Annotated in this window: 23 protein-coding genes; 5 read left to right on the top strand and 18 right to left on the bottom strand. The window is 59.4% G+C overall.

All coding sequences use genetic code 11. The annotated features are described in order from the left end of the window. The first annotated feature begins 74 nt into the window (after window positions 1-74). Together sppA and D3Y57_RS17530 are read left to right on the top strand one after the other, a co-directional pair. On the top strand, window positions 75-1,928 hold the full coding sequence (gene sppA / locus D3Y57_RS17535; protein ID WP_121154670.1) for a signal peptide peptidase SppA: 1,854 nt from the start codon (window positions 75-77) through the stop codon (window positions 1,926-1,928). Further along, window positions 1,925-2,482: a GNAT family N-acetyltransferase gene (locus D3Y57_RS17530; protein WP_121154668.1), complete on the top strand. Its 558-nt coding sequence runs from the start codon at window positions 1,925-1,927 to the stop codon at window positions 2,480-2,482. Before sppA ends, D3Y57_RS17530 begins: the two co-directional genes overlap by 4 nt. On the opposite strand, the gene D3Y57_RS17525 is transcribed toward D3Y57_RS17530, so the two are convergent. The 16 genes from D3Y57_RS17525 to sdhC form a co-directional block, all read right to left on the bottom strand. After that, the gene (locus D3Y57_RS17525; RefSeq protein WP_121154666.1) at window positions 2,479-3,105 is read right to left on the bottom strand and encodes a trimeric intracellular cation channel family protein; all 627 of its coding nucleotides are present in this window, start codon (window positions 3,103-3,105) and stop codon (window positions 2,479-2,481) included. The two genes, D3Y57_RS17530 and D3Y57_RS17525, sit on opposite strands and share 4 nt — an antisense overlap. A 3-nt stretch (window positions 3,106-3,108) precedes the next feature. Then, window positions 3,109-4,503: a dihydrolipoyl dehydrogenase gene (gene lpdA / locus D3Y57_RS17520; RefSeq protein ID WP_121154664.1), complete on the bottom strand. Its 1,395-nt coding sequence runs from the start codon at window positions 4,501-4,503 to the stop codon at window positions 3,109-3,111. Between the two features lie 138 nt (window positions 4,504-4,641). Next, a complete protein-coding gene (gene odhB, locus D3Y57_RS17515) occupies window positions 4,642-5,862 on the bottom strand; it encodes a 2-oxoglutarate dehydrogenase complex dihydrolipoyllysine-residue succinyltransferase (protein ID WP_121154662.1) in 1,221 nt (406 codons plus the stop codon). Window positions 5,863-5,864: 2 nt separating this feature from the next. Then, on the bottom strand, window positions 5,865-8,672 hold the full coding sequence (locus D3Y57_RS17510) for a 2-oxoglutarate dehydrogenase E1 component (RefSeq protein WP_121154660.1): 2,808 nt from the start codon (window positions 8,670-8,672) through the stop codon (window positions 5,865-5,867). A gap of 56 nt (window positions 8,673-8,728) precedes the next feature. Continuing rightward, complete coding sequence (sucD, locus tag D3Y57_RS17505; protein ID WP_121154658.1) at window positions 8,729-9,613, bottom strand: succinate--CoA ligase subunit alpha; 885 nt, start codon at window positions 9,611-9,613, stop codon at window positions 8,729-8,731. A 9-nt stretch (window positions 9,614-9,622) separates the two neighbouring features. Continuing rightward, window positions 9,623-10,585 carry a malate dehydrogenase gene (gene mdh, locus D3Y57_RS17500; protein ID WP_121154656.1) on the bottom strand — a complete coding sequence of 321 codons (963 nt, stop codon included), beginning with the start codon at window positions 10,583-10,585 and terminating at the stop codon, window positions 9,623-9,625. 136 nt (window positions 10,586-10,721) lie between these two features. After that, window positions 10,722-11,831, bottom strand: a complete 1,110-nt coding sequence (zapE, locus tag D3Y57_RS17495) for a cell division protein ZapE (protein ID WP_121154654.1) — start codon at window positions 11,829-11,831, stop codon at window positions 10,722-10,724. Then, window positions 11,828-12,292, bottom strand: coding sequence for a PaaI family thioesterase (locus D3Y57_RS17490; RefSeq protein WP_239025913.1), 465 nt, complete (start codon window positions 12,290-12,292; stop codon window positions 11,828-11,830). The genes zapE and D3Y57_RS17490 overlap by 4 nt, the downstream gene beginning before the upstream one ends. Before the next feature lie 7 nt (window positions 12,293-12,299). After that, window positions 12,300-13,085 (bottom strand): succinate dehydrogenase iron-sulfur subunit, encoded by a 786-nt coding sequence (locus D3Y57_RS17485; RefSeq protein WP_121154652.1) that lies wholly within the window; start codon window positions 13,083-13,085, stop codon window positions 12,300-12,302. Continuing rightward, window positions 13,078-14,448, bottom strand: a complete 1,371-nt coding sequence (locus tag D3Y57_RS17480; RefSeq protein ID WP_121154649.1) for a lipopolysaccharide biosynthesis protein — start codon at window positions 14,446-14,448, stop codon at window positions 13,078-13,080. Before D3Y57_RS17480 ends, D3Y57_RS17485 begins: the two co-directional genes overlap by 8 nt. Continuing rightward, window positions 14,442-15,203, bottom strand: a complete 762-nt coding sequence (locus D3Y57_RS17475) for a hypothetical protein (protein ID WP_121154647.1) — start codon at window positions 15,201-15,203, stop codon at window positions 14,442-14,444. Before D3Y57_RS17475 ends, D3Y57_RS17480 begins: the two co-directional genes overlap by 7 nt. Continuing rightward, window positions 15,200-15,592 (bottom strand): hypothetical protein, encoded by a 393-nt coding sequence (locus D3Y57_RS17470; protein WP_121154645.1) that lies wholly within the window; start codon window positions 15,590-15,592, stop codon window positions 15,200-15,202. Before D3Y57_RS17470 ends, D3Y57_RS17475 begins: the two co-directional genes overlap by 4 nt. Then, window positions 15,589-16,338: a glycosyltransferase family protein gene (locus D3Y57_RS17465; protein WP_121156134.1), complete on the bottom strand. Its 750-nt coding sequence runs from the start codon at window positions 16,336-16,338 to the stop codon at window positions 15,589-15,591. Before D3Y57_RS17465 ends, D3Y57_RS17470 begins: the two co-directional genes overlap by 4 nt. 49 nt (window positions 16,339-16,387) lie before the next feature. Beyond that, window positions 16,388-18,175, bottom strand: a complete 1,788-nt coding sequence (sdhA, locus tag D3Y57_RS17460; protein ID WP_121154643.1) for a succinate dehydrogenase flavoprotein subunit — start codon at window positions 18,173-18,175, stop codon at window positions 16,388-16,390. After that, window positions 18,175-18,561: a succinate dehydrogenase, hydrophobic membrane anchor protein gene (sdhD, locus tag D3Y57_RS17455; protein ID WP_121154641.1), complete on the bottom strand. Its 387-nt coding sequence runs from the start codon at window positions 18,559-18,561 to the stop codon at window positions 18,175-18,177. Before sdhD ends, sdhA begins: the two co-directional genes overlap by 1 nt. Continuing rightward, window positions 18,561-18,956, bottom strand: a complete 396-nt coding sequence (sdhC, locus tag D3Y57_RS17450; RefSeq protein WP_121156132.1) for a succinate dehydrogenase, cytochrome b556 subunit — start codon at window positions 18,954-18,956, stop codon at window positions 18,561-18,563. The genes sdhD and sdhC overlap by 1 nt, the downstream gene beginning before the upstream one ends. Before the next feature lie 136 nt (window positions 18,957-19,092). Between sdhC and D3Y57_RS17445 the strand changes: the two genes are divergently transcribed. The 3 genes from D3Y57_RS17445 to D3Y57_RS17435 are packed head-to-tail and all read left to right on the top strand — an operon-like array spanning window position 19,093 to window position 22,056. Beyond that, window positions 19,093-20,445 (top strand): methyl-accepting chemotaxis protein, encoded by a 1,353-nt coding sequence (locus D3Y57_RS17445; protein WP_121154639.1) that lies wholly within the window; start codon window positions 19,093-19,095, stop codon window positions 20,443-20,445. 47 nt (window positions 20,446-20,492) lie between these two features. Next, the gene (locus tag D3Y57_RS17440; RefSeq protein ID WP_121154637.1) at window positions 20,493-21,182 is read left to right on the top strand and encodes an SDR family NAD(P)-dependent oxidoreductase; all 690 of its coding nucleotides are present in this window, start codon (window positions 20,493-20,495) and stop codon (window positions 21,180-21,182) included. Continuing rightward, window positions 21,172-22,056, top strand: a complete 885-nt coding sequence (locus D3Y57_RS17435; RefSeq protein WP_121154635.1) for a 50S ribosomal protein L11 methyltransferase — start codon at window positions 21,172-21,174, stop codon at window positions 22,054-22,056. The genes D3Y57_RS17440 and D3Y57_RS17435 overlap by 11 nt, the downstream gene beginning before the upstream one ends. Here D3Y57_RS17435 and phhA read toward each other — a convergent pair. Together phhA and ligA are read right to left on the bottom strand one after the other, a co-directional pair. Then, window positions 22,034-22,888, bottom strand: coding sequence for a phenylalanine 4-monooxygenase (phhA, locus tag D3Y57_RS17430; RefSeq protein WP_121156131.1), 855 nt, complete (start codon window positions 22,886-22,888; stop codon window positions 22,034-22,036). The two genes, D3Y57_RS17435 and phhA, sit on opposite strands and share 23 nt — an antisense overlap. Window positions 22,889-22,904: 16 nt before the next feature. Continuing rightward, on the bottom strand, window positions 22,905-24,902 hold the full coding sequence (gene ligA / locus D3Y57_RS17425) for an NAD-dependent DNA ligase LigA (RefSeq protein WP_121156129.1): 1,998 nt from the start codon (window positions 24,900-24,902) through the stop codon (window positions 22,905-22,907). Window positions 24,903-24,915 lie beyond the last annotated feature (13 nt).

Here is a 24,915-nt window from a genome sequence, read left to right as displayed (position 1 = left end):
TTCTTTGTCGGCGCGCATTTACAGGGTGTAGGCCAGTCGCTAGCGCAAACGCGAAACAGCGAGAGCATTTTGCGATGACACTGGTACGCGGCGCGTGGAAATTGCTGGTGGGCGTGAAAGATGCGCTCGTGCTGTTGTTCATGCTCTTATTTTTTGGGCTAATTTACGCGGCACTCTCAGTGCGTCCAAATGTGGCAAGCGTCGGGAGCGGCGCGCTGCTCCTCCAGCTTAAGGGCAGCATTGTCGAACAACCCCAGAGCGTCAGTCCGTCCAGCTTGATCGGGGCCGCTGCCGGGCCGCGCGAGTTTCGGCTTCGCGATCTAGTTCACGCTATCGACACTGCTGCTACCGATGATCGGATAAAGGCCGTTGTCCTCGACCTCGATGGATTTACAGGAGGCGGGCAAGTTGCGCTGACCGACGTCGGTGAGGCGCTTGATAAGGTTCGCGCTGCCAAAAAGCCCGTGCTGGCATTCGCGACCGGATATCAGGATAGCAGTTACCTGCTCGCGGCCCATGCTTCGCAGATCTGGCTCGATCCTATGGGACTGGCGCTTTTCGCAGGTCCGGGCGGATCGCGGATTTACTACAAAGGACTGATCGACAAGCTCGGCGTCAACGCACACGTTTATCGTGTCGGCAAATATAAATCGTTCGTCGAACCCTATACCCGGACCGACCAGTCGCCGGAAGCGAAGGCCGAAAACGAAGCTCTGCTGAAAATCCTTTGGGAAGGCTGGACCACAAATGTCCAGCGCGCACGGCCAACTGCAAAGATTGCCGCCTATGTCGCCGATCCCGTAGCCGCAACGACAAGCGGCGACCTTGCCCAATCGGCACTGGCGGCTGGCATCGTCGACAAGCTCGGTGACCGGGCCAGCTTTACGCGCGCCGTTGCCGCCATCGTCGGCACCGGCAAAAAGAACATGAACTTTGCGCGCGTCGATCTACCCGCATGGATCGCCGCCAATCCTCAAAAAACCGGCGATGGCAGCATCGCGGTGGTAACCGTCGCCGGTAACATCGTCGATGGCGATGCCAGTGCGGGAAGTGCCGGTGGCGACACAATTGCAAAACTGATCGATCAGGCGCTGGCCGCCGACCGGTTCAAGGCGATCGTCCTGCGCGTTGATTCGCCTGGTGGCTCGGCACTCGCCTCCGATCGCATCCGCTCGGCATTGATCCCTGCAAAGGCGCGCGGCATTCCGATTATCGTTTCAATGGGCAATGTTGCCGCTTCCGGTGGTTACTGGGTCACGACGATCGCCGACAAAGTGTTCGCCGAGCCCATGACAATCACCGGCTCGATCGGCGTATTCGGCATTATCCCAACATTTGAGGGTGTGCTTGCCAAGGTCGGCCTGACCACCGACGGCGTCAAAACCACGCCCCTGACCGGCCAGCCCGACATACTCGGTGGCACGAACCCCGCCTTCGACACGATTATCCAGCGCAGTATCGAAAGCACCTACGGCCGGTTTATCACGCTGGTCAGCGCGGCGCGGCACCTGCCCCCTGCCCGCGTCAACGAAATCGCACAGGGTCGCGTATGGGACGGCGGAACTGCGCGCCAGATCAACCTGATCGATGCGTTCGGCGGCATCGACGATGCCATTGCCGAAGCCGCACGTCGTGCCAAACTTGATCCGGCGGCCGCTCATGCGATCTGGCTCGAAAAGCCACTGACCTTCACCGAAACACTTGCTCAGGCGTATCGCGGCAACGACGACGACACTAGCCAGCCGACCGACCTGCTTTCCACGATGGCGCGTCAACGGATGGCGGCGCTGACAGGCGCGATCACCGACGCGCGCGCGCTGGCGACCGGCGCGACGATTCAGGTGCGCTGTCTCGAATGCCCGACCGTCGCCGCTCCGGCTTCGCAACCCCGTCTCATCGACCTTATTATGACCTGGATAACCACATGATAACCCTTCGCGCCGCCACACCTGACGACGCCGCTGCCATAGTTGCAATCTACGCACCCTATGTCGTTACGAATGCCGTTTCGTTCGAATCCAGCCCGCCAAAATCCGAAGAAATGCGCGACCGCATTACGGAAGCCGGCGATCTGTACCCGTGGATCGTGGGCGTGGATGACGAGAGCGGGTTGGTGTTAGGCTATGCCTTTGCCAAACCCTTCCGCGCTGGTTCGGCATACCGATTTGCCGTGGAAACCGCCTGTTACGTGAGTGGCGAGCTGGAAAGCCAGAGCCTGCGCCGCAATCTGTACCAGTCATTGCTCGCCACGCTGACACAGCAGAACTTCACGCAGGCAATCAGCACCCTTACAATGCCGAACGACAAACTCATCCAGCTTCACGAGACAATCGGTTTCCGCCGCGCCGGTGTTTATCGCGAGATCACTTTCAAGAACGGTCAGTGGATCGACGTCGGCCTGTGGCAACGTTCGCTAACCGAACCCAACACTCCGCCGGATGAACCCGTTTTGTTCAGCGCAGTAGGAGTCGTGCGCGGCTAACCCCGATAGGCGGGAATCGACAGGCCGCGCACGATCGCCAGTGCGCGTAACGTAAATCCCGCCAGCGCACCGATCACGGCTGCCACGAACAGTGGCACGCCCAACAGCACCAGCCCCACGAACGATCCTGCCGCCAGCGCCGCTGCGGTCACATAAAGCTCCGGGCGCAACAGGATCGACGGCTCACCAGCCAGCACGTCGCGGATAATCCCGCCGACGCACGCGGTAATCACGCCCATCATGATTGCGGGCAGCGCGGGAACGCCGAGCCCGATCGACTTGGCAGCACCGAACACCGCATAGACCGCCAGCCCAACCGCATCGAACCAGTCGATCGCACGACCACGCCAGAACCAGTGCGGAGTCGACCATATCAACAGCGCCGCCCCCATGCAGACCGCCGCCACACGCCAGTTATGCACCCAGAAAACCGGCGCGCCGATCAACAAATCACGCACGGTCCCGCCACCGACTCCGGTCACCAGCGCAAAGAACGCAAACGTCACCAAAGTCTGCCGCGCCCGCGCCGCCGCCAGCGCACCCGACATCGCAAACACACCAAGACCGAACAGGTCCAGCCATCCGATCAGGGGCGTAAGTTCGGCAGTGATTTCACTCGGCATCGATTACATATGGATCGGTTTGCCCTGCACCGCCATCGCTGCCTCTTTCAAAGCTTCGGAATGAGTCGGATGCGCGTGGCAAGTATAGGCAATATCTTCCGACGTGGCGCCGAATTCCATCCCCAGCACGGCTTCCGCAATCATCGTTCCGGCAAGGCTCGCAACGATCCACACGCCCAGCACGCGGTCCGACTTCGCATCCGCAATGACCTTCACAAACCCGTCGGTGTCGCGGTTCGTCTTGGCCCGACTGTTTGCCATCATCGGGAACTTGCCGACCTTGATCTCGCCTCTTGCGGCTGCCGCTTCCTCGGTCAGCCCAACGCCCGCGATCTCGGGCATCGTATAAACCACGCTCGGGATCACATCGTGATTCACGATGCCGGTCAGCCCTGCGATATTCTCGGCACACGCAATGCCTTCATCCTCGGCTTTGTGCGCCAGCATTGGCCCCGGAATAACGTCACCGATAGCCCAGATGCCCGGCACCGAAGTCTCGAATCGATGCCCAGTCTCGATCTGCCCGCGCGCATTGACCGCCAAGCCCGCCTTATCCAGCCCAAGCCCATCGGTGTTCGGACGACGCCCAATCGACACCAGAACAGCATCGGCAACAATCGTTTCAGAAGCGCCACCCGCCGCCGGTTCGATGGTCACAGTCGCCTTCCCATCGGCAACCGTAACGCCAGTCACCTTGGTAGAAGTGCGAATGTCGAAGCCCTGTTTCTTGAACAGCTTGGCCGACTCCTTGCGGACCTCGCCATCGAAGCCCGGCAAAATCTGATCGACGAACTCGACAACCGTCACCTGCGCACCAAGACGCCGCCAGACCGAACCAAGCTCCAGCCCGATCACGCCGCCGCCAATGACGACCATGTGCTCAGGCACCTTCGCCAGCGCCAACGCACCCGTCGAATCCACGACGATTTCCTGATCGACCGCCACACCCGGCAATGGCGTTACCGAAGACCCGGTCGCAATGATGATGTTTTTCGCACGGTGAGCCTTACCGGCAACCTCAACCGTATCGGTCCCGGTGAAAGTGGCATTGCCCTTCAACCAATCAACCTTATTCTTCTTGAACAGAAACGCGATGCCGCCGGTCAACTCCTTGACCGCAAGCGCCTTTTCAGCGTGCATCTGGTTCAAGTCGAGCGTCGCACCCGTGATGTTAATGCCGAACTTGGCGAGCGCACCCGAATACGCTTCCTCGAAAATTTCCGACGAATGCAACAGCGCTTTCGAAGGGATACAGCCGACGTTGAGACACGTCCCGCCCAGAGTTTCACGACCTTCGGCACAGGCGGTCTTCAGACCAAGTTGCGCCGCACGGATCGCAGCAACATAGCCGCCCGGACCCGATCCGATAACGAGGACGTCATAATCATAGTCAGCCATTTACCGGCTCCTTGGGACGTAAAGACCTAAAACTCACGCTTCCTGAGCCTGTCGAAGGGTGGTCCTAACTTGACTTGAAACTGAAGGGCAACTCTTCGACAGGCTCAGGAAGCGGTATTAACTCGAACTCATCGCGCCCTAAAGGTCGATCAGCAATCGCGTTGGATCTTCGATCGCATTCTTCAGTGCGACGAGGAAAGTCACCGCCTCACGCCCGTCGATCAATCGGTGATCGTAGCTGAGTGCAAGATACATCATCGGGCGCACCACGACCTGACCGTCGCGGACAACCGCGCGATCCTCGATCCGGTGAAGCCCCAGCACCGCCGACTGCGGCGGATTGATGATCGGCGTCGACATCAGCGAACCGAATACGCCACCGTTCGAAATCGTGAACGTGCCGCCCTTCATGTCGTCCATCGTCAACGTGCCAGCTTTTGCGCGGGCACCGAAATCACCGATGGTCTTTTCGATCTGAGCGACCGACATTTCTTGCGCGTCGCGGATCACCGGAACGACAAGACCATTGGGCGCGCTGACCGCAACCGAAATGTCGGCATAGTCGTGATAGACGATTTCGTCGCCATCGATCTGCGCATTGACGTTGGGAATATCCCGCAACGCCTGACACGCCGCCTTCACGAAAAAGCCCATGAAGCCCAAACGGACGCCATGTTTTTTCTCGAACAGGTCTTTATATTTTGTCCGCGCTTCAATGACTGCCGTCATATCGACATCGTTGAACGTGGTCAGCAAAGCCGCAGTATTCTGCGCTTCCTTCAGGCGTCGCGCGACAGTCTGACGCAGGCGCGTAATCCGCACGCGCTCTTCGCCACGCTCGCCAGTCACAGCAATCGGAGCAGCCGCTGTTACAGACGCAGCAGCGGGGGATGGCTCTGACTTCGGAGCCGCTGCGGGAGCGCCGAGAACATCGTCTCGTGTCAGGCGGCCATCCTTGCCGGACCCCTTGATAGTCGAAGGATCGACGCCTTTTTCAAGCACCAGACGCCGCACCGAAGGGGACAGCGTTGGCGACAAGCCATCGCCAGTCCTTTCGGCCGCAGGAGCCTGCTGACCAGCAGTCGCGGAAACTGCTGCAGAAGTTGGAGCACTCACCGCACCCCCAGCTTCGATCGATGCAATCACCGCACCGACATTGACCGTGTCACCGACCTTCACGACCTGCTGCCCCATTACGCCGGCAACAGGTGACGGGACTTCGATCGACACCTTGTCGGTTTCCAGGCTCGCGATCGGCTCATCGGCTTTCACCGCATCGCCGGGCTTTTTCAGCCATTCACCAAGTGTCGCTTCGGTAATCGATTCCCCGAGGACGGGGACAGTAACTTCGGTGGACATTTTCAGCCTTTCCGCTGACGTCTGATTTCATCGCGCACACTATGGCCGAGCGCGTCGGCGACGAGCGCCGCCTGCTCTGCAACGTGACGCTTGGCGAGGCCGGTTGCTGGCGAAGCCGAAGATTTGCGCCCGGCATAACGCGGCCGTGCAATACCGATATCCGCTGCCGTCAGCGCTTCCTCGATATAGGGTTCGACAAAGAACCACGCACCGTTGTTCTTTGGTTCTTCCTGCGCCCAGACTACTTCTTCGAGGTTGGTCATGCGCTTCAGTCGAGCCGCCAGAGCCTCACCCGGGAACGGATAAATCTGTTCGATCCGGATAATCGCTGTGTTGGCATCGCCCGCCGCATCGCGCGCGTCGAACAGATCGTAAGCAACTTTGCCAGTGCACAGAACTGCCCGCTTTACATCAGCATCCACGGGCGCTTTCGGATCGGACAAAATCCGCCTGAAGTGGCTGCTGCCCAGGAAATCCTCTGCCTTCGAAACCGCGCTCTTGTGACGGAGCAGCGACTTCGGCGTCATGATGATCAGCGGTTTACGGAACGGCCGGTGCATCTGACGACGCAAAATGTGAAAATAGTTGGCGGGCGTCGTGCAGTTAGCGACCTGGATGTTGTCGTCGGCACAAAGCTGAAGGAAACGCTCCAGACGCGCCGAACTATGTTCCGGCCCCTGTCCTTCGAAACCATGCGGTAACAGCATGACCAGACCGTTCGCACGAAGCCATTTGGCCTCGCCGCTCGCAATAAACTGGTCGATGATGACCTGCGCACCATTGGCGAAATCGCCAAACTGCGCTTCCCAAAGAACCAGAGTTTTCGGGTCTGCGCTGGCATAACCATATTCGAACCCAAGCACGCCGAATTCACTCAGCGTGGAATCCAGCACTTCGAAACGACCATGCGGGACATTCCACAGCGGCACGTATTTATGCTCGTCGGTCTGATCGACCCAGACCGAGTGACGTTGGCTGAACGTGCCGCGCCCCGAATCCTGACCCGACAAACGAACGCCATAGCCTTCCGACAGGATCGACCCGAAAGCCAATGCCTCGCCAGTTGCCCAGTCGAATCCAGCGCCGCTGGTGAACATCGCCCGCTTTGCATCCAGAATGCGGTTTAGTGTCGGGTGAATTGTCAAATCGGCCGGAACCGTGGTCAGCGTGCGACCAAGGCCCTCCAGCAGTTTCTTCTCGATCCCAGTCTCGACATTACGGCGTGCGGTTTCGGAATCAGTCGGCTTGTGCAGCCCGGCCCAGCGACCGCCGAACCAGTCGGCCTGATTGGCTTTATAATCCGCCGCGCTGGCAAATTCGCCTTCCAGCATTTCGGTAAACGTCGCGATATGGTCGGGAATCCAGTTCGCGTCGATCACGCCTTCTTCCTGCAACCGTGCGCCGAACACTTCGCTGACCGGAGGATGGGTCTTGATCGTTTTGTACATCAGCGGCTGGGTAAATCCCGGCTCGTCACCTTCATTGTGACCAAAGCGGCGATAGCACCACATGTCGATCACGATATCGCGATGAAAACGCTGGCGGAATTCAATCGCCATTTTGCAGGCAAAAGTCACTGCTTCGGGATCATCGCCGTTGACATGAAAGATCGGTGCCTGAACGCCCTTTGCGACGTCCGACGGATAGGGTGACGACCGCGCGAATTGCGGGCTGGTCGTAAAGCCGATCTGGTTGTTAATGATGAAGTGGACACAGCCACCGGTATTGTAACCACGCACGCCCGAAAAGCCGAGGCATTCCCAGATCACGCCTTGTCCGGCAAATGCGGCGTCGCCGTGCAACAGCACAGGCAACACCTCGATATGGTCTTCCAGATCGTCACGATCGGTCTGAATCGCACGCGTCTTGCCAAGCACGACCGGGTCGGCGGCCTCAAGATGCGATGGATTGGGGACAAGACTCATATGAACCTTGATGCCGTCGAATTCGCGATCGGTGCTGGTGCCAAGGTGATATTTCACATCACCCGAACCGCCCACATCATCGGGGTTGGCCGAGCCGCCCGAAAATTCGTGGAAGATAACCTTGTACGGCTTGCCCATCACGTTCGAAAGAACATTGAGGCGACCGCGATGGGCCATGCCGATCACAATCTCACGTACACCGAACTGGCCGCCGTACTTGATCACGCTTTCAAGCGCGGGGATCATCGCTTCGCCGCCGTCGAGCCCGAAACGCTTCGTGCCGACGTATTTCTTGCCGAGGAACTTTTCCCACTGCTCAGCCTCGATCACCTTGGCGAGGATCGCGGTTTTGCCTTCGGGGCTGAAGGTGATTGCCTTGTCTTTACCCTCCATCCGATCCTGCAGGAACTCGCGCTCCTCCACGTCCGTGATGTGCATATATTCAAGGCCGACCTTGCCGCAGTAATTTGCGCGCAAGATCGCGAGGATTTCGTTCGGGGTCGCCTTTTGCAGCCCCAGCACCCCGTCGAGCCAGATCGGCCGGTCGAGATCCGCAGCCGCAAAGCCATGATATTCGGGTGTCAGGTCTTCCCGCACAGGGCGCGGTGCCAGGCCGAGCGGATCGAGGTTCGCGGCCAGATGCCCGCGAACCCGGAACGTCCGGATCATCACCATTGCCTTGATCGCGTCGGAGGCGGCTCGCGCTACCGCCGACTCATCAAGTGGCGCACCGGCCTTTTTCGCCGCAGCCCTGACCATGACCGCCATCTGCGTCGGGTCGAGCGCCGCCGTCAGGTCATCGCTTTCCAGCGGCGGCCAGTTCGGCCGCGCCCAACTGGGACCGGCTTCGTGTTCGGCAGTGAACATTTCGTTCTCGATACCCATATCTGCTTCCTCGAATCCATCCGGCCCCGACCACCATCAAGTGGCGCGGCCAACGATTACCCGTTCAGCAATGCCTTCAACGTGACACCAAGTTCCGACGGTGACGGCGAAACGCGAATCCCGGCTGCTTCCATGGCAGCGATCTTGTCTTCCGCGCCGCCCTTGCCGCCCGACACGATGGCACCTGCATGGCCCATCCGGCGTCCCGGAGGCGCGGTCAGTCCGGCAATGAACCCAACCATCGGCTTTTTACGACCGCGCTTGGCTTCGTCGATCAGGAACTGCGCTGCGTCTTCTTCGGCCGAACCACCGATTTCGCCGATCATGATGATCGACTGGGTCGCGTCGTCGGCCAAGAACAATTCCAGCATGTCGATGAAGTTCGTGCCATTCACCGGATCGCCGCCGATACCCACGGCAGTCGTCTGGCCAAGGCCTTCGTTCGTCGTCTGGAACACCGCTTCATAGGTAAGGGTACCTGAACGGCTCACAACGCCGACCGTTCCTGCGGAAAAGATCGAGCCGGGCATGATGCCGATCTTGCACTGGTTCGGGGTCAGCACGCCGGGGCAGTTCGGCCCGATCAGCCGCGATTTCGAACCCGAAAGCGCACGCTTTACCTTGACCATGTCGAGCACCGGAATGCCCTCTGTGATGCAAACGATCAGCGGCACTTCGGCGTCGATCGCCTCGAGGATCGAATCCGCAGCGAACGGAGGTGGAACGTACACAACCGAAGCCGTCGCACCCGTGGCCGCAACCGCTTCGTGCACGGTGTTGAAGTTCGGCAGGCCGATATGCGTCGTGCCACCTTTACCCGGCGTTACGCCACCGACCATCTGCGTGCCATAAACCAGCGCCTGTTCGGTATGGAATGTGCCGGTGTTACCCGTCATCCCCTGCGTGATAACCTTGGTATTCTTGTCGATCAGAATGCTCATATCAGTCCTTTAATTCAGCGAACCGTCGATTGCCTTACAGGCAACCAACAGTTCCTTGACCGCATCGACCGACACGGTGAAATTTGCTTGGGCTTCGGCGTTCAGCTTGATCTCTACGACCTTTTCGACACCACCCGCGCCGATAACGCAGGGGACGCCGACATACAGGCCATCGACGCCATACTGGCCCGACAGGTGCACAGCTGCTGGCAGAACGCGCTTCTTGTCCTTCAGATAGGCTTCGGCCATTTCGATGCCGCTCGTCGCCGGAGCATAGAAAGCCGAACCGGTCTTGAGCAGGCCGACGATCTCGCCGCCACCGGCACGGGTGCGTGCGACGATGGCGTCGATGCGCTCCTTGGTGGACCAGCCCATTTCGATCAGATCGGGAATGGGGATGCCCGCAACCGTCGAATATTCGACCACCGGCACCATCGTGTCGCCATGTCCGCCCAGCACGAACGCGGTAACGTCCTGAACGCTGACCTTGAACTCATCGGCGAGGAAGTGACGGAAGCGCGCCGAATCGAGCACGCCAGCCATGCCAACGACCATGTGGTGCGGCAGCTTGGAAAATTCACGCAACGCCCAGACCATCGCGTCGAGCGGGTTGGTGATGCAGATCACGAAAGCATTTGGCGCGTTGGCGGCGATGCCCTCACCCACGGCCTTCATGACCTTCAGGTTGATGCCGAGCAGGTCGTCACGGCTCATGCCGGGCTTGCGCGCGACTCCGGCGGTGACGATGATGACGTCTGCGCCAGCAATGTCGGCGTAGTCGTTGCTGCCCTTAAGGTTGACATCGAACCCTTCGACCGGCGCGCATTGCGCCAGATCGAGCGCCTTGCCCTGCGGAATACCCTCTGCGACGTCGAACAGGACGATATCGCCCAATTCCTTCGAAGCGGCGAGATGCGCGAGCGTGCCGCCAATATTCCCTGCGCCGATCAGTGCGATTTTCTTGCGTGCCATCTGGGCCAAAGCCTTCCCTGTTACTTATCCGGAAATTGGGGTCGCGGTTACGCGCCTTGACGCGCCGCCGCAACCGTGGATTTCCCTAGCGCGCAGATTATCTTTGCTAACGGTTCGCAATAGCGACATTGGCCGCTCAGGCGGGGCCATGCCCCTCGGCAAGATACGCCGCCGACTGCATTTCCATCAGCCTGCTGACGGTGCGATCGAATTCGAACCGCCCATCGCCCTTGGTATAAAGCGCGTCGGGCGTGGCATCCGCAGTGGCGATCAATTTCACCTTATGCTCGTACAGCGAATCGATCAGCGTCACGAACCGCGCAGCCTCATTGCGGTTTTCCGGCCCCAGCTTTGGAATGCCGACAACAATGACGCTATGATAATGCCGCGCCACCGCCAGATAATCCGAAGCCCCGCGTGCCTCGCCACACAGGCGCTTGAACGAAAATACAGCAACGCCCTTCAAACTCTTGGGAACGTGCAGCATTCGCCCGCCCCCCAGCTCCAGTTCTGCGCTCGGCACATGCAGCGCATCTTCGGGCGCAAAATCGGTTAGCTGGAAAAAAGCCTGCCGGACCGCCGCCGTCGCCACCGGCCCGTTGGGCACATGCCACGTCTTCACACCCGCCAGACGTTCCATCCGGTAATCGGTAGGGCCGTTCAGAGGCAATACGTCCAGCCGTCGTTCGATCAGCGCGATGAACGGCAGGAAATGCTCACGGTTCAGGCCGTCCTTGTACAGATCGGACGGCGCGCGGTTCGACGTGGTCACAATCGTGACGCCCGTTTCGATCAGCCCGGTAAACAGCCGCGACATAATCATCGCGTCGGCCGAATTGTTGACGACCATTTCGTCGAAAGCCAGACACCGCGCCTCATCGGCCAGGGCCGCAACCACAGGCGCTATCGGATCGCCCGCTTCTTTCTCGCGCTCAACCCTCAGCCGTGCATGAACCTCGATCATGAACTCATGAAAATGAACGCGGCGCTTTCGGTTGATTTTCAGGCTGTCGTAAAACAGGTCCATCAGCATCGACTTGCCGCGCCCAACCCCGCCCCACAGGTAAATACCCTTGGGTACCGACGACTTGGCTTTGCCCAATCGCCAGAATTTACTGCCCCGTGGGGCTACTGCTTCCAGTTCGATCTGCAACTGGTGAAGCCGTTGAGCCGCATCGGCCTGCGTCTGATCGGGACGAAGCTCACCCGCTGCGACCAATTCGGCATAGCGATCGGCAACATTCATTTTCTAATGGTGGCTTTGCACAGCGTACCTGAAAAAGCGGCGACTTTTCCGTGGTCCTGAAAAATGAGGCCGCGCAGAAACACCAGCCGCCCCGTTTCGCGAAGCAGTTCGACATCGGCGTCCAGTGGTTCACCGGCTTTGCCCGCTCCGATAAACTGCATCGACAGGTCCAGCGTTACGCCGCCAGCCGAATCGGCCTGAACCAGCAACGCCGCACCAACGAACAATGCGATGTCGGCAAACGCCAGAGTTACCCCGCCGTGAACGCCATCGAGCAAATTCGTGTGGATACGTTCGGGAAAAATCCGCGCCCGCGCAATGTCGCCATCGCGCTGAACAATCATCTTGCCCAACAACGCATTGAACCGGCATTGGTCGGCAAGATCCCACGTCATCCAGCCGGGATTGGCTGGATCGGGAACGTGGATAAACGGCGACGGATCAGTCACATCATCTGGCACGACTGGATCAGACAGCGCGTTCGACCACCATTTTCTTGACCTCGGCAATTGCCTTCGCCGGGCTCAACCCCTTGGGGCAGACATTCGAACAGTTCATGATCGTGTGGCAGCGATACAGGCGGAAGGGATCTTCCAGCTCGTCCAGTCGCTCACCCGTCATCTCGTCACGGCTGTCGGCCAGCCAGCGATAAGCCTGTAACAGAATCGCCGGCCCCAGGAACTTGTCGCTGTTCCACCAATAACTTGGGCATGCCGTCGAACAACATGCGCACAGAATGCACTCATACAGGCCGTCCAGCTTCGAACGATCTTCGGGAGATTGCAGGCGCTCGACACCCGATGGCGTCGGCGTCTTGGTTTTCAGCCACGGCTCGATCGACGCATATTGTGCATAGAAATGCGTGAAATCGGGGACCAGATCCTTGATGACGTCCATGTGCGGCAATGGCGTAATCCGCACTTCGCCCTTCACATCCTCGATCGCCTTAGTACAGGCCAGCGTGTTCGTGCCGTCGATATTCATCGAACACGAACCGCAAATCCCCTCACGGCACGACCGACGGAAGGTGAGCGACGAATCCTGCTCGCCCTTCATCTTGATCAGTGCGTCGAGGACCATCGGCCCGCAAGTATCGAGATCGACCTCAAAATTGTCATAGCGCGGATTTTCACCGCTATCGGGATCGTAGCGATAGATTTTGAAATTCTTGATGTTCTTCGCACCGGCAGCCGCCTTATGCGCCTTACCCTTGGCTTTAATCTTACTGTTCTTGGGGAGAGCAAATTCAGCCATCAAGGGTTCCCTGTCGCGTTGCAGATATGGCGACCATGTCGGTTTTCGGGTCGGTTTCGGATAATGTCGCTGGCACTACCGAGTGCGGATCGTCTTTGCCAGCCCGGAAAACGAGTGCAAGCACAATCAGCATCGTCAGACCTAAAACCAGTCCATGCCAGCCCGCACCATTTATATTGTAACGGTAAAGCAACAGCACAAGCAGCGGCAACAGGCCGATATTCGCAATAATATTGACCATGATCGACTGGCCGGTGCGTCCCAATGCGATCAACGCAGAGGAAAATGGCACGGAACCGAGTTGCGCGCCGCGCCCGATGGCGAGCAGGACCAGTAGAAAAGCCCCGGATTCAAATCCTTTACCGCCCAACAGTTCGAGGATTTGTTTTGCGAAAAAGGCGAAAACCACCACAAACGGCGCCGCGGCGGCCAGCGCCAGACCCGACGTTCGCCACGTCAGCCGCTTCGCTTCGACACGATCGCCCGCTGCAATCAGGCGCGCGATAATCGGGAAAGAAGCCTGCGCCAATTGCGTCGCGGGCTGTTGCAACACGACCGCCGCACGCTGCGCCAGCGAATATATTCCCGCCGCCGCTGCGCCCAATGTCGCTCCGATAACGAGCGGCACCAGTTTGGGAGCAAGGTCGCGGAGCGTCAGATCGGCATTCGTGGTTACAAGGAATCGGATAATCCCGGCATTCTCATTCTTTACGCCATCGATTCCCGCCGGAACCTTTGTGCGACCAAGCATCGTCCGGAATATCGGCGCGGCAAGAACCCACACCGACAATCCCTCGCACACCGACCCCGCGAGCCAGACGATCAGAAACCCGGTCAGCCCGCCACCCGACAGCCAGACGATCAACGTGCCGACCAGACGAATTATCGGGGAAAGAGTGGCCTGAACGCCCAGCCGGTCGAACCGTCCCGCCAATTGCAGCACGCCATAAGGTGTCGTGACGACATTCGACAGGACCGCCAGCGCGTACCAGCGCGCGATCGGGATAATTTCGGGCGACCATCCGAACCGCGCGGCTGCATAGGGAACACCCGCAACGGCCACCCCCATCGCCAGTAACGCGCAGGCGATTTCGACCAACGCCATGAATCGGACCAGCCGGGTCAGCCGCGCATGATCCCCGTCGGCCAACGCCTGCGCACCATAGCGCACGACCGTATGCCAGCCGGAAAATGCGATAACCCCGCCGACCGCCACGACATAGCCGTTGACCAGCACCAGCACGCCATAATCATGCGGCCCCAGCGTGCGAGTGACGATGACAAGATAAATCAGGCTGATGAGGCCCGCGACGGCTTTCCCTCCCAGCAGCAATCCCATGTTCTGGACGACCTGCTTCAGCATCGGCGCTGCGCCATAAAGGCCGCAATCGCCGCCGCACCGCGCTCGCTGGCCGGGATCGGCGACGGGTCGAACGTCTCGGCAAACAGCGCGCGCTGGGCAGGTGCGAACTCTGCGCCCACCGCCTGATAATCGGGCAATCGCGCAGTCAGTTCGTTAAGGGACGTAGCGACTGGCCCCGCTTGCCAGTGATGATAGCGTGGGTCGCCCGACCATGCCGTGTGACGGGCATCAATGAAAAATGCGGGGCGCGGGTTGTTCATAAATTCGTAAATCTGGCTGCTCGCATCGCCGATATAGGCATCGGAAGCACGCATATAGCTCATATCGAACAAGCGCGGGCTGTCGACATCAACAAGGATGTTCGACGCGCTGGCTGATGAGGGGATTTCCGGGCGGAACCGTCCGGTTCGATACTCCAGCGACCAGTGGAATTTTTTCCGAAACAGCATGACGTGCGGCGCGACAATCAGGTTGAATTCGGGGTGACCCGCAAACCAGTCGATGAGCTTCGGCCCGAAATCATACCATGACGATAAATTCGGATCGAAGTGTGGATTATAGACAAAAACTGGCTTTTTATTGGCAAAAACCGACCGCGACGGGGAATTTTCCGCCAAAAAGTCGAATTTTGGATAGCCAATTATCTCGATCGCGTTGCCCGCGTGAACAAGATGCTCCCTCGACGCGGCCTCGACCCATTTCCTACCGGGCACCAGCAACAGATCGAACTGCGCCAGATCCGGGTGATACGTCACCCCCGATCCCCCGCACCGTGCGGGATATAGATAAACGCCGGAGCGCGCGCGCCCAGCTTGCGTTTTGCCCATAAACACGTCCGCTCGGTCGCGACCAGAGCGTCCAGGCCGGCAATCAACTCCAGATTGGCCGACAGAGCCGCCCTCCGTGAAAACGGCGCAATCCGGTCGAAAATCGGCCCCATTGCGCGAGCAACAGGGCCAGCTCCAAAAGTCACCAACTCGACCCGAGCACTATTTGTCCGTTTCCGTACAATACTCAGCAGCGCAGGAGAAACCAGCGCAATTACCGTATGTCCCGGATTGCACTTGGCGTAGGCAATCATGATTCCGATACTATGCGCAACCTGATGCGCGGCATCATGATTGAACAGAAAACCAATTCTCACAAAACGTCCCGCGCCGCCAATATCGCCTCGACCAACTTATGGTCCGCCACATTGTCCACGTCGATACAAGCCTCTGCCTGAGGCATAACAACCGCCGCCGCCGACAGTCCGAACCGCTTGCCGATCCGCGCCAGCGCACCCTGTATCGTCAGCAATCGCAGCGCCGTTCCGAGGAGGACAATCGGCCCGAACGCCGACAACAATGCCCGCCCCCGTTTACGCCGCTGCTCGATCGCCGCCCAAATTTCGAGCACCGGCGCGACCTTCGCGCTGCCGATCCAGAACAGATTGGCTCCCGAATATGCACCGCCCCGAAATCGCAGCCAGGTCCGTTTGCTCATCGGATAAGCGGTGAGCAAAACCTTCTGTTCGACCACACCCACGGCAAGATCGTGCCCGCGGGCTCCGACGATAAAACTTTCTATCATCGCGGCATCCAGCAGCGCGTGGTCCGCCGTTGTTATCAACAAGGGAAACTGCCCACGATCAACGAGCACACTGACAGTTTCTGCAATCGTCCGACCCGCCAGCTCAGCACCCGCCCATACCGAAGCCAGCACATCGCCGCCGACGACGACAACCCGGGCGATGTCAGAATGACTCTCTAACGCAACAACCACGCGCGCAACCATCGGCACGCCGCTGACGGGGATCATCGCCTTGGCCGCAACGCCGAACGACGTTGCCAGCGCGTCGCCACCGGGGCGCTCACCGGCAAGCACGACTGCCGTTATACCGATAGTCAAACTGCCCCCGGACCTTCGCCGCACGGCGCTTTAAGCCGCCAGGCCGAAATCAATAAACGCGCGCCTTCGGTTTGATATAGTCGATATCGTCGGTCAGCGTATAATCATGCACCGGACGGTAATCGATCTTCACGCCTTTGCCCTGCGTCCACATCAGCGTGTGTTTCATCCATTCGGCATCGTTCCGGTCGGGATAAGTCTCATGCATGTGTGCGCCGCGTGACTCGTGGCGATTACTTGCGCCGTGCATCGTCACCACCGCCTGTGGCAGCATATTGTCGAGCTCAAGCGTCTCGATCAGATCTGTGTTCCAGATCATCGAGCGGTCGGTGACGCGAACATCGTCGATGCGTGCGGCGACCTTATCGATCAGGATCTTGCCCTCATCCAGCAACTCTGTGTCGCGGAACACGGCGGCGTGCTTTTGCATCGTGCGCTGCATATCCAGACGGATTTCAGCAGTCGATGAACCGCCATTCGCGTTGCGGAACTTGTCGACACGGCCGAGAGCCATTTCTTCCGAACCCTTGGGCAGCGGAGCATGCTTGGTATCGGGCTTGACGATCTCGGCGATGCGGTGGCCAGTTGCGCGGCCAAACACGACCAGATCGATCAGGCTGTTCGACCCGAGGCGGTTGGCACCGTGAACCGAAACGCAGGCCGCTTCGCCGATTGCGAACAGGCCAGGCACGACGGAATCGGGATTGCCATCCTTCAACGTAACGACTTCGCCGTGATAGTTACAGGGGATACCACCCATATTGTAATGCACTGTCGGCGTAACAGGCAAAGGCTGGCGCGTTAGGTCGACGTTTGCGAAAATCTTGCCCGTCTCGGTGATGCCGGGCAGCCGCTCCGCCAGGACTTCTGGAGCGATATGATCGAGATGAAGGTAGATGTGATCCTTATGAGGACCGACGCCACGACCTTCGCGTATTTCGGCTGCCATCGAACGTGAAACCACGTCGCGCGACGCCAGATCCTTGGCCGACGGTGCATAGCGTTCCATGAAACGCTCGCCCTCGGAATTAGTCAGATAACCACCCTCGCCGCGAGCACCTTCGGTGATCAACACACCCGCGCCATAGATGCCGGTCGGGTGAAACTGGACAAACTCCATGTCCTGCATCGGAAGCCCTGCGCGCAGGACCATGCCGCCGCCGTCGCCAGTGCAAGTGTGCGCGCTCGTTGCCGAGAACCAGCATTTGCCATAACCACCGGTCGCCAGCACGACACTATGCGAACGGAAACGGTGGATGCTACCATCCTCCATGCACATGGCGATGACACCTCGGCACGCACCGTTCTCCATGATCAGATCGAGCGCGAAATATTCAATGTAGAAGTCTGCATCATACTTCAGGCTCTGCTGATACAAAGCGTGCAACATGGCGTGACCGGTGCGATCCGCGGCCGCGCAGGTGCGCTGAGCCGGTGGCCCCTCCCCCATGTTCTGCATCATGCCGCCGAACGGACGCTGATAGATTTTGCCTTCGCTCGTGCGGCTGAATGGCACGCCAGCGTGCTCCAGTTCATAAACCGCCTGCGGCGCTTCACGCACGAGATACTCGATCGCATCCTGATCGCCCAGCCAGTCCGACCCCTTTACGGTATCGTACATATGCCAGGTCCAGTGATCCGGCCCCATGTTGCCAAGGCTGGCCGCGATGCCACCCTGCGCCGCAACCGTGTGGCTGCGCGTCGGGAAAACTTTGGTGATGCAAGCGGTGCGAAGACCGGCTTCGGCGCAACCCATAGTCGCGCGCAGGCCCGATCCGCCGGCTCCGACAACCACGGCATCATAGCTATGGTCAATGATCTTATAGGCTTCGGCCATCAGTTCGGCGTCCCGGAAAGTGCGATTTTAAGGATGGAAAACAGCGCGAGGCCCGCGCTTCCAAATGTCCAGAGGTGGAGCAGCGCCATTGCGACAATGCGGCTCGCGTCGTGCTGGTAATCTTCGATCACGACCTGCAACCCAAGGCGGAAATGCCAGAAGGTGTTGATCGCAATGAAAGCCATTGGCACGGCCGCCAGTGGCGACTGTAGCCAGCTATGCACAGTCGCATAGTCAAGGTTCGGCAGGCGCAGCAGCGATATGATCAGCCACAGGATCAGCACAAGGTTGCCGAATGCGGTCAGGCGCTGGAGCCACCAATGACCCGCGCCATGTTTTGCAGAGCCAAGACCGCGGACCCGGCCGAGTTCGGTGCCCTGTCCCATCAGCGTGTTCCCAACAAGATATAAGCCCACATCAAAAGAGTCAGCACGACTGCGCCGACCATCACTGCGATCGACGAGTTGCGGTTTGTCTTCAGTTCGAAACCCGACCCCGTATCCATCACAAAATGGCGAAGTCCCGCCAACATATGGAAAAAGAATGCCAGGCTCAAACCGATCGGGAAAATCAGCATCAGCGGTGATTTAGCGCAGTTCATGAAGCTCGCATAAGCCTCAGGTCCGCTGGCCAGCGCGGCCAGCCACCAAACAAACCCGGTCACCCCGACGGTCGCAAGACCAACGCCCGTGACGCGCGTCAGGATCGAGACCGTCATATGCGGTCCCCATTTCCAGATCGACAGATGCGGCGACAAAGGTCGCGCTGTATTGCGGCTCATAAACTTCCCCGGTGTGGTGTTGGCTCCGGTGCGGTGCTGCGGTGTCCATAAACCATACAAATTGCGATGCAACAGGATGCGCAACACAGGATAAAACTAACTGTCCGTTTACCATTGCCACCATAAAACATGGTTCATGACCAATGCGCGCACATCAAGCACCAATGTCGAAGCTCTGAACAGCGACATTATCCCGATCACAGAACGCCTGAAACATTTCGATCGCGACGGCAGACTTGCAACCGATTGTGCCATTCTGTCGAAGGCGATCGAACATCACATCGATGAAATCGCGCTGGCCTATTGGAATCACTATCACGAAAATCGAACGTCACGATCGACACAATCGCCGGTAAACCTTGAAGAGGGTCGGCGTTATACCTTTCTCAAATACAATCATCCCACCGAACAGGCGTGGGCAGATGTCGCCTGCAACCATGCAAAACGCGCTTTTCTGGCCGGAAAAGACATAAGCCTGATCCTTTCGTCGTTCGAGATGTCACACGAAAAGGCACTGGAGATCCTCTGCGAGACGTCGGCGGATAACCTTGACGCGATGCGTGCCGGAGCGAGAGCGATCGTTCGGGTTTCGGCAATCGAGGCAGATATCATATCGACTGCCATCAGCCTTTTGAAAGCGCGTCAGGTAGATGAAGACAATGGTGCCCGTGCCGATCTGTTCCACACGCGGATCGCGGCGGGCGTTGCGGAAACCTCAGACCTCGGCACCCATCTCCGCGCTCAGGCTTCGGGCGCGTCCTGCGCAACGCGTGGTATGCTGGGTAAGGCGTCCGAAGTTGCCGCAGCCGCCGAACAGTCCGCCGTTGCGATGCGCGATGCTGCTCACACGGCAGCCGGCCTGATTCGCGCGATCGAGGATGCGCGTAACGAGGTGGAAATCGCCGCCGAAGTCGCAACCCGCGCTTCGGCTCAGGCCGGCGAGGCCGTTAAAGTATCCGAAGCGCTCTCTGAAACCGCCAAGTCAATCGAATCGATCCTCGGTCTGATTCGCGATGTGGCCGGACAGACCAACCTGCTCGCGCTCAACGCCACGATCGAAGCCGCCCGCGCGGGCGATGCCGGACGCGGGTTCGCGGTGGTCGCTCAAGAGGTCAAGAACCTCGCAAACCAGACCGCGCGTGCCACCGACGATATTGCCGCCAAGATTTCCGCCATCCAGTCGGCAACCCAGTCCACCGTCGCCACCAACAGCTCGATTCGCGAAACCGTGACCGAAGTTCAGGCATCCGCCGTCCGCATTCGTCAGGCAATGGAAGTTCAGGCGCAGACCGTCACGATGATCACCGCCGCTGTCGATGAAACGGCGCTGGCAGCCGACACCATGTCCACGACGATCGCAGCGATCCGAGCCGACACCGTAACCGTCGCGACAGAAATCGACGCGCTGGAAGTCGGGTTCGACACGGTGAACGCCAAACTCGCTTCACTTCAGAATGCGGCAGGCGACTATGTGAAGATGGTCGCTTAGGACGAGTCCGCCACTGGTCCCCTGTCGTTTTTGCGATATGTGGGCGCATGACCGTTCATATTCTCCTCACGGGCGCGACACGCGGCATCGGTGCCGCCATCGCCGCACGACTCGGTACAGAAGACGTGACATTCGTTGGGACAGGCAGCGCAGATGGTGATCTGGCAGACCCAATGACCCCAGCGAATATCTGGGCCAACGCGATCGAACGACTCGATGGCCGGATCGATGTTCTCATCAACAATGCGGGCGTTTTTGAAGCCTCACCGATCGACCTGCCCGATGCGGAGTGGTCCGCGTCGTGGAACAGAACCATGCAAGTCAATCTGACTGCCAGCGCCGAACTCTGTCGGTTTGCCGTCCAGCATTTTCTGACCAACAAGGGTGGCCGCATCGTCAATGTCGCCAGTCGTGCGGCATATCGCGGGGACAGCCCTGACCATTGGCATTATGCAGCATCGAAAGCGGGCATGGTCGCCATGACAAAGACAATCGCACGGGGCTACGCTGCCCGGAACATTCTTGCCTTCGCCATTTGTCCGGGCTTCACCATGACCGGCATGGCAGATGATTACCTGTCCAGTCGGGGCGGCGATAAACTGCTCGCCGACATTCCCCTCGGTCGCGTTGCCGACCCTGCTGAAGTTGCAGAGGTTGTCGCCTTTGCCGCCCTCACTGCGCCGCCATCGATGACCGGCGCGATCCTCGACATAAATGGAGCCAGCTATGTCCGCTGAAAGCTGGAAGATGACGCTGAACTGCAATCGTGCAGAGGCCGAGCAATTTGCCGATGATATTCCCGAGCTTGCCGATCTGGACCCGGCGCCGGTAATCGTTGCGACAGAGCCGGACCCCGCCCGCCCCGACGACTGGCAGATCGATGCCTATTTCGAGGGCAAGCCATCGCGCGATGTGCTGCGCCGGGTAGCCGCTCTCGTGCCTAGCGCCCGAGCAAAGGAACCCCGCGCCCATCCGCTGCCGACCGAGGATTGGGTCACTCTTAGCCAGTCGGGTTTCGAACCATTGGAGGCCGGGCGCTTTTATGTCCGCACACCCGACCACCCTGCCCGCCGTGGAAAGATCGACTTCGTAATCCCGGCAGGACTGGCGTTCGGCACCGGCCAGCACGCGACCACGTCAGGTTGCCTGTCCATGCTCGACGCGATGAAGCGGCGTGGTGCAGTCTATCGCAATGTCCTCGACCTCGGCACCGGGACCGGATTGCTAGCCTTTGCCGCAATGAAACTCTGGCCGCTGGCACAGGCTACAGCATCCGACATCGACCCCGTATCGATTGCGGTAGTTCGCGAAAATGCCGTGCTGAACGGTGTCGGGCGATTGCATCTGGTCGTTGCTGACGGCCTGTCTCACCGTGATCTCGTCGCCCGTGCGCCCTATGATCTGGTGATCGCGAACATTCTGGCTCAGCCGCTAATCGACATGGCACCGTGGATTGCCGCGAGCGTGGCCCAGCGCGGCACGCTTGTGCTGGCCGGATTGCTCGACACGCAGGCAGCGGCAGTCGCGCGCGCTTATCGCCGCCAGGGGATGCGGCTAGCGGAGGCTAGCGGCGGCGAGTGGCCGGTACTCAGGATGGTAGCGCGACGCTGAGCTTGCCCGTCGCGTAAGCCTGTGTTCCCCGCGTGATGATCCGATCGTTCGCGGTCAGGTCGGCAGGCGTCAGATCAGCCTCCCCTTCAAGCGCGGCATAAAGCGGCGCGAAATCGGTTTCGACGGTCAGCCGTAATAGTTCATCGAAGCTCGGGATGACGAAGTAGCTCTGCTGATAATCGTCGATCCGATATTCCGTCTGCATCACTCGTTTCAGATCGAAGCCGATCCGGTTGGGACTTGGATCATCAAGCGCGAAAATGGATTCGCCACGGCTTGAAACGATCCCGGAACCATAAATCCGCAAAGCTCCCGCTTCCTCGATCAACCCGAACTCGACCGTGTACCAGTAAAGCCGCGCCAGCCGTTTCAGGGCACCGAGCGACCCGGCCCGCTGTCCGCCACGACCATAGGCCGCCATATAATCGGCAAAAACCGGATCGGCGAGCATCGGTACATGACCGAAGACATCGTGAAAAACATCGGGTTCCTCAAGGTAATCGAGCTGATCCGCCCGCCTGATAAAATTTCCCGCAACGAACGTCCGATTGGCAAGATGGTCGAAAAACACCGCATCAGGAACAAGACCCGGCACGGCAACGAGGCGCCATCCAGTCGCCGCCATTAAGCGTTCGGACAGTTCCACGAAATCGGGAATGCCCGGCTTCGACAGCCGCAGAACGTCCACCCCCCGCAAAAAAGCATCGGAAGCCCGGCTCGGCAACATCGCCACCTGCCGCGCAAAAAGCGTGTCCCATACTGCATGTTCTGCCGCCGTATATCGGCTCCAGTTCTGCGGGATAGTGAAGTCGTTGGTCGGGGTTTCCGTCATGATCTTACAGATATGATCAGACAGCAGCCGCCGCAACAATCGACGCCCACGCAGCTTCGTCGATCACTTCGATGTTCAGGTCGGCCGCCTTTTTCAGCTTCGATCCAGCACCCGGTCCGGCCACGACCAGGTCGGTTTTCGCCGAAACAGAGCCTGCCGTTTTCGCTCCCAGCGCCTCGGCCTGCGCCTTGGCTTCGTCGCGGGACAGGGTTTCGAGCGATCCAGTGAATACAATCGTCTTGCCGGTCAGAGCTGATTCGCGGACGTTGGAAACATAGGCGAGCGGACTGACTTCGCTGAGCAGGTCGGCCCATGCTTCACGATTGTGTTCTTCGTGAAAGAAATCGACCAGCGCCTGTGCGACGACAGGGCCGATACCTTCGATTGCGCTGAGTTCGGTGAGCGCATCAGCGTGCTGGGCGACTTCGGCAACGCGTTCGACGGTTCCAAACGCTCGCACCAGATCCTTTGCGGTGACGACGCCGACGTGCCTGATGCCGAGGCCGAACAGAAAGCGCGCGGGATCGGGGGTGCGGCGCGCTTCGATTGCGTTGATGAGGTTGGCAACCGATGTTTCCTTCCACCCAGCCCGCGTCAGAATCGCCTGACGGTGTGATTTCAGGCGAAAAATGTCGGCAGGACTGTGGATCAGGTCGTCAGCGAAGAACTCAATGATCGTTTTTTCACCCAGCCCGTCGATGTCGAGCGCGCCGCGTGAGACGAAATGTTTCAGTCGCTCGATTCGCTGGGCCGGGCAGATCAGACCACCGGTGCAGCGAATATCGACCTCGTCATCCTCACGCACCGCGTCGGACTGGCACTGGGGACAGACAGAGGGGAATACATAGTCGGGGCGGACGGCTTCGGGCGTCAGGTTTTCGAGAATTTGTGGAATGACATCGCCCGCCCGCTGGACGGTGACACGGTCGCCGGGGCGGACGCCGAGGCGGCCGATTTCGTCGGCGTTGTGGAGGGTCGCATTTGTCACGACGACGCCGCCGACGGTGACGGGTTCAAGGCGCGCTACCGGCGTGAGTTTGCCAGTCCGCCCGACCTGAATATCGATGGCGAGCAAAGTGGTCTGGGCGCGCTCTGCCGGGAATTTATGGGCGATGGCCCAACGAGGAGCCTTGGCGACAAAACCCAATCGCGCCTGCCAATCCAGACGATCGATTTTATAGACGACGCCATCGATGTCGAAGGGGAGGTCGGCGCGAAAACTTTCGATCTTGCGGAACTGGGCAAGCATTTCCTGCACACTGGCAGCAAGGATCAGATCGGGGCTAACGGGAAAGCCCCATGATTTTATTGCCATCATTACAGCGTGTTGAGTGACACCCGGCAGCGCGGACGTGTCTCCCCAGCCGTAAGCCAGAAACTTCAGCGGGCGAGCGCGGGTGACTTCGGGGTCTTTCTGGCGCAGCGATCCCGCGGCGGCATTGCGTGGGTTGGCGAACACGCGCTCCCCCGCAAGCCGTTCATTCAGCTCGATAAAATCCGCCTTCGCCATATAGACTTCGCCGCGCACTTCAAAAACCTCGGGCACGCCTGCGGGCAAATTCTGCGGAATGTCGGAAATCGTCGCCACATTCGCGGTCACGTTTTCGCCCGTAATCCCGTCGCCACGGGTCGCCGCTTGCACCAAAACGCCGTTTTCATAGCGTAACGAGCAGCTTAATCCGTCGATTTTGGGTTCTGCGGTGACGCTGACGGGCGTCCCTTCCGACAAGCTGAGAAAGCGTCGGACGCGGGCGATGAATTCGGCAACGTCTTCGTCGGTGAAGGCATTGTCGAGCGACAGCATGGGCTTTGCGTGGGTGACTTTGGACAAATGAGCCGATGGCGCAGCCCCCACGATTTTGGATGGCGTGTCGGCACGGACGAGGTGCGGAAATTGGGTTTCCAGATCGGTATTGCGGCAAATCAGCGCATCATATTCGGCATCGCTGATCTCTGGCGCGTCGTCGGTGTGATAGGCGCGCGAATGATGAGCGATCTGGCGGGCGAGGCGCATCAGTTCGTTGGCG

The organism is Sphingomonas paeninsulae (assembly GCF_003660165.1).
GTDB classification, from domain to species: domain Bacteria; phylum Pseudomonadota; class Alphaproteobacteria; order Sphingomonadales; family Sphingomonadaceae; genus Sphingomonas_O; species Sphingomonas_O paeninsulae.
Note: the sequence above shows the minus strand (reverse complement) of the source record. Positions and strands in the feature narration are given on the sequence as shown.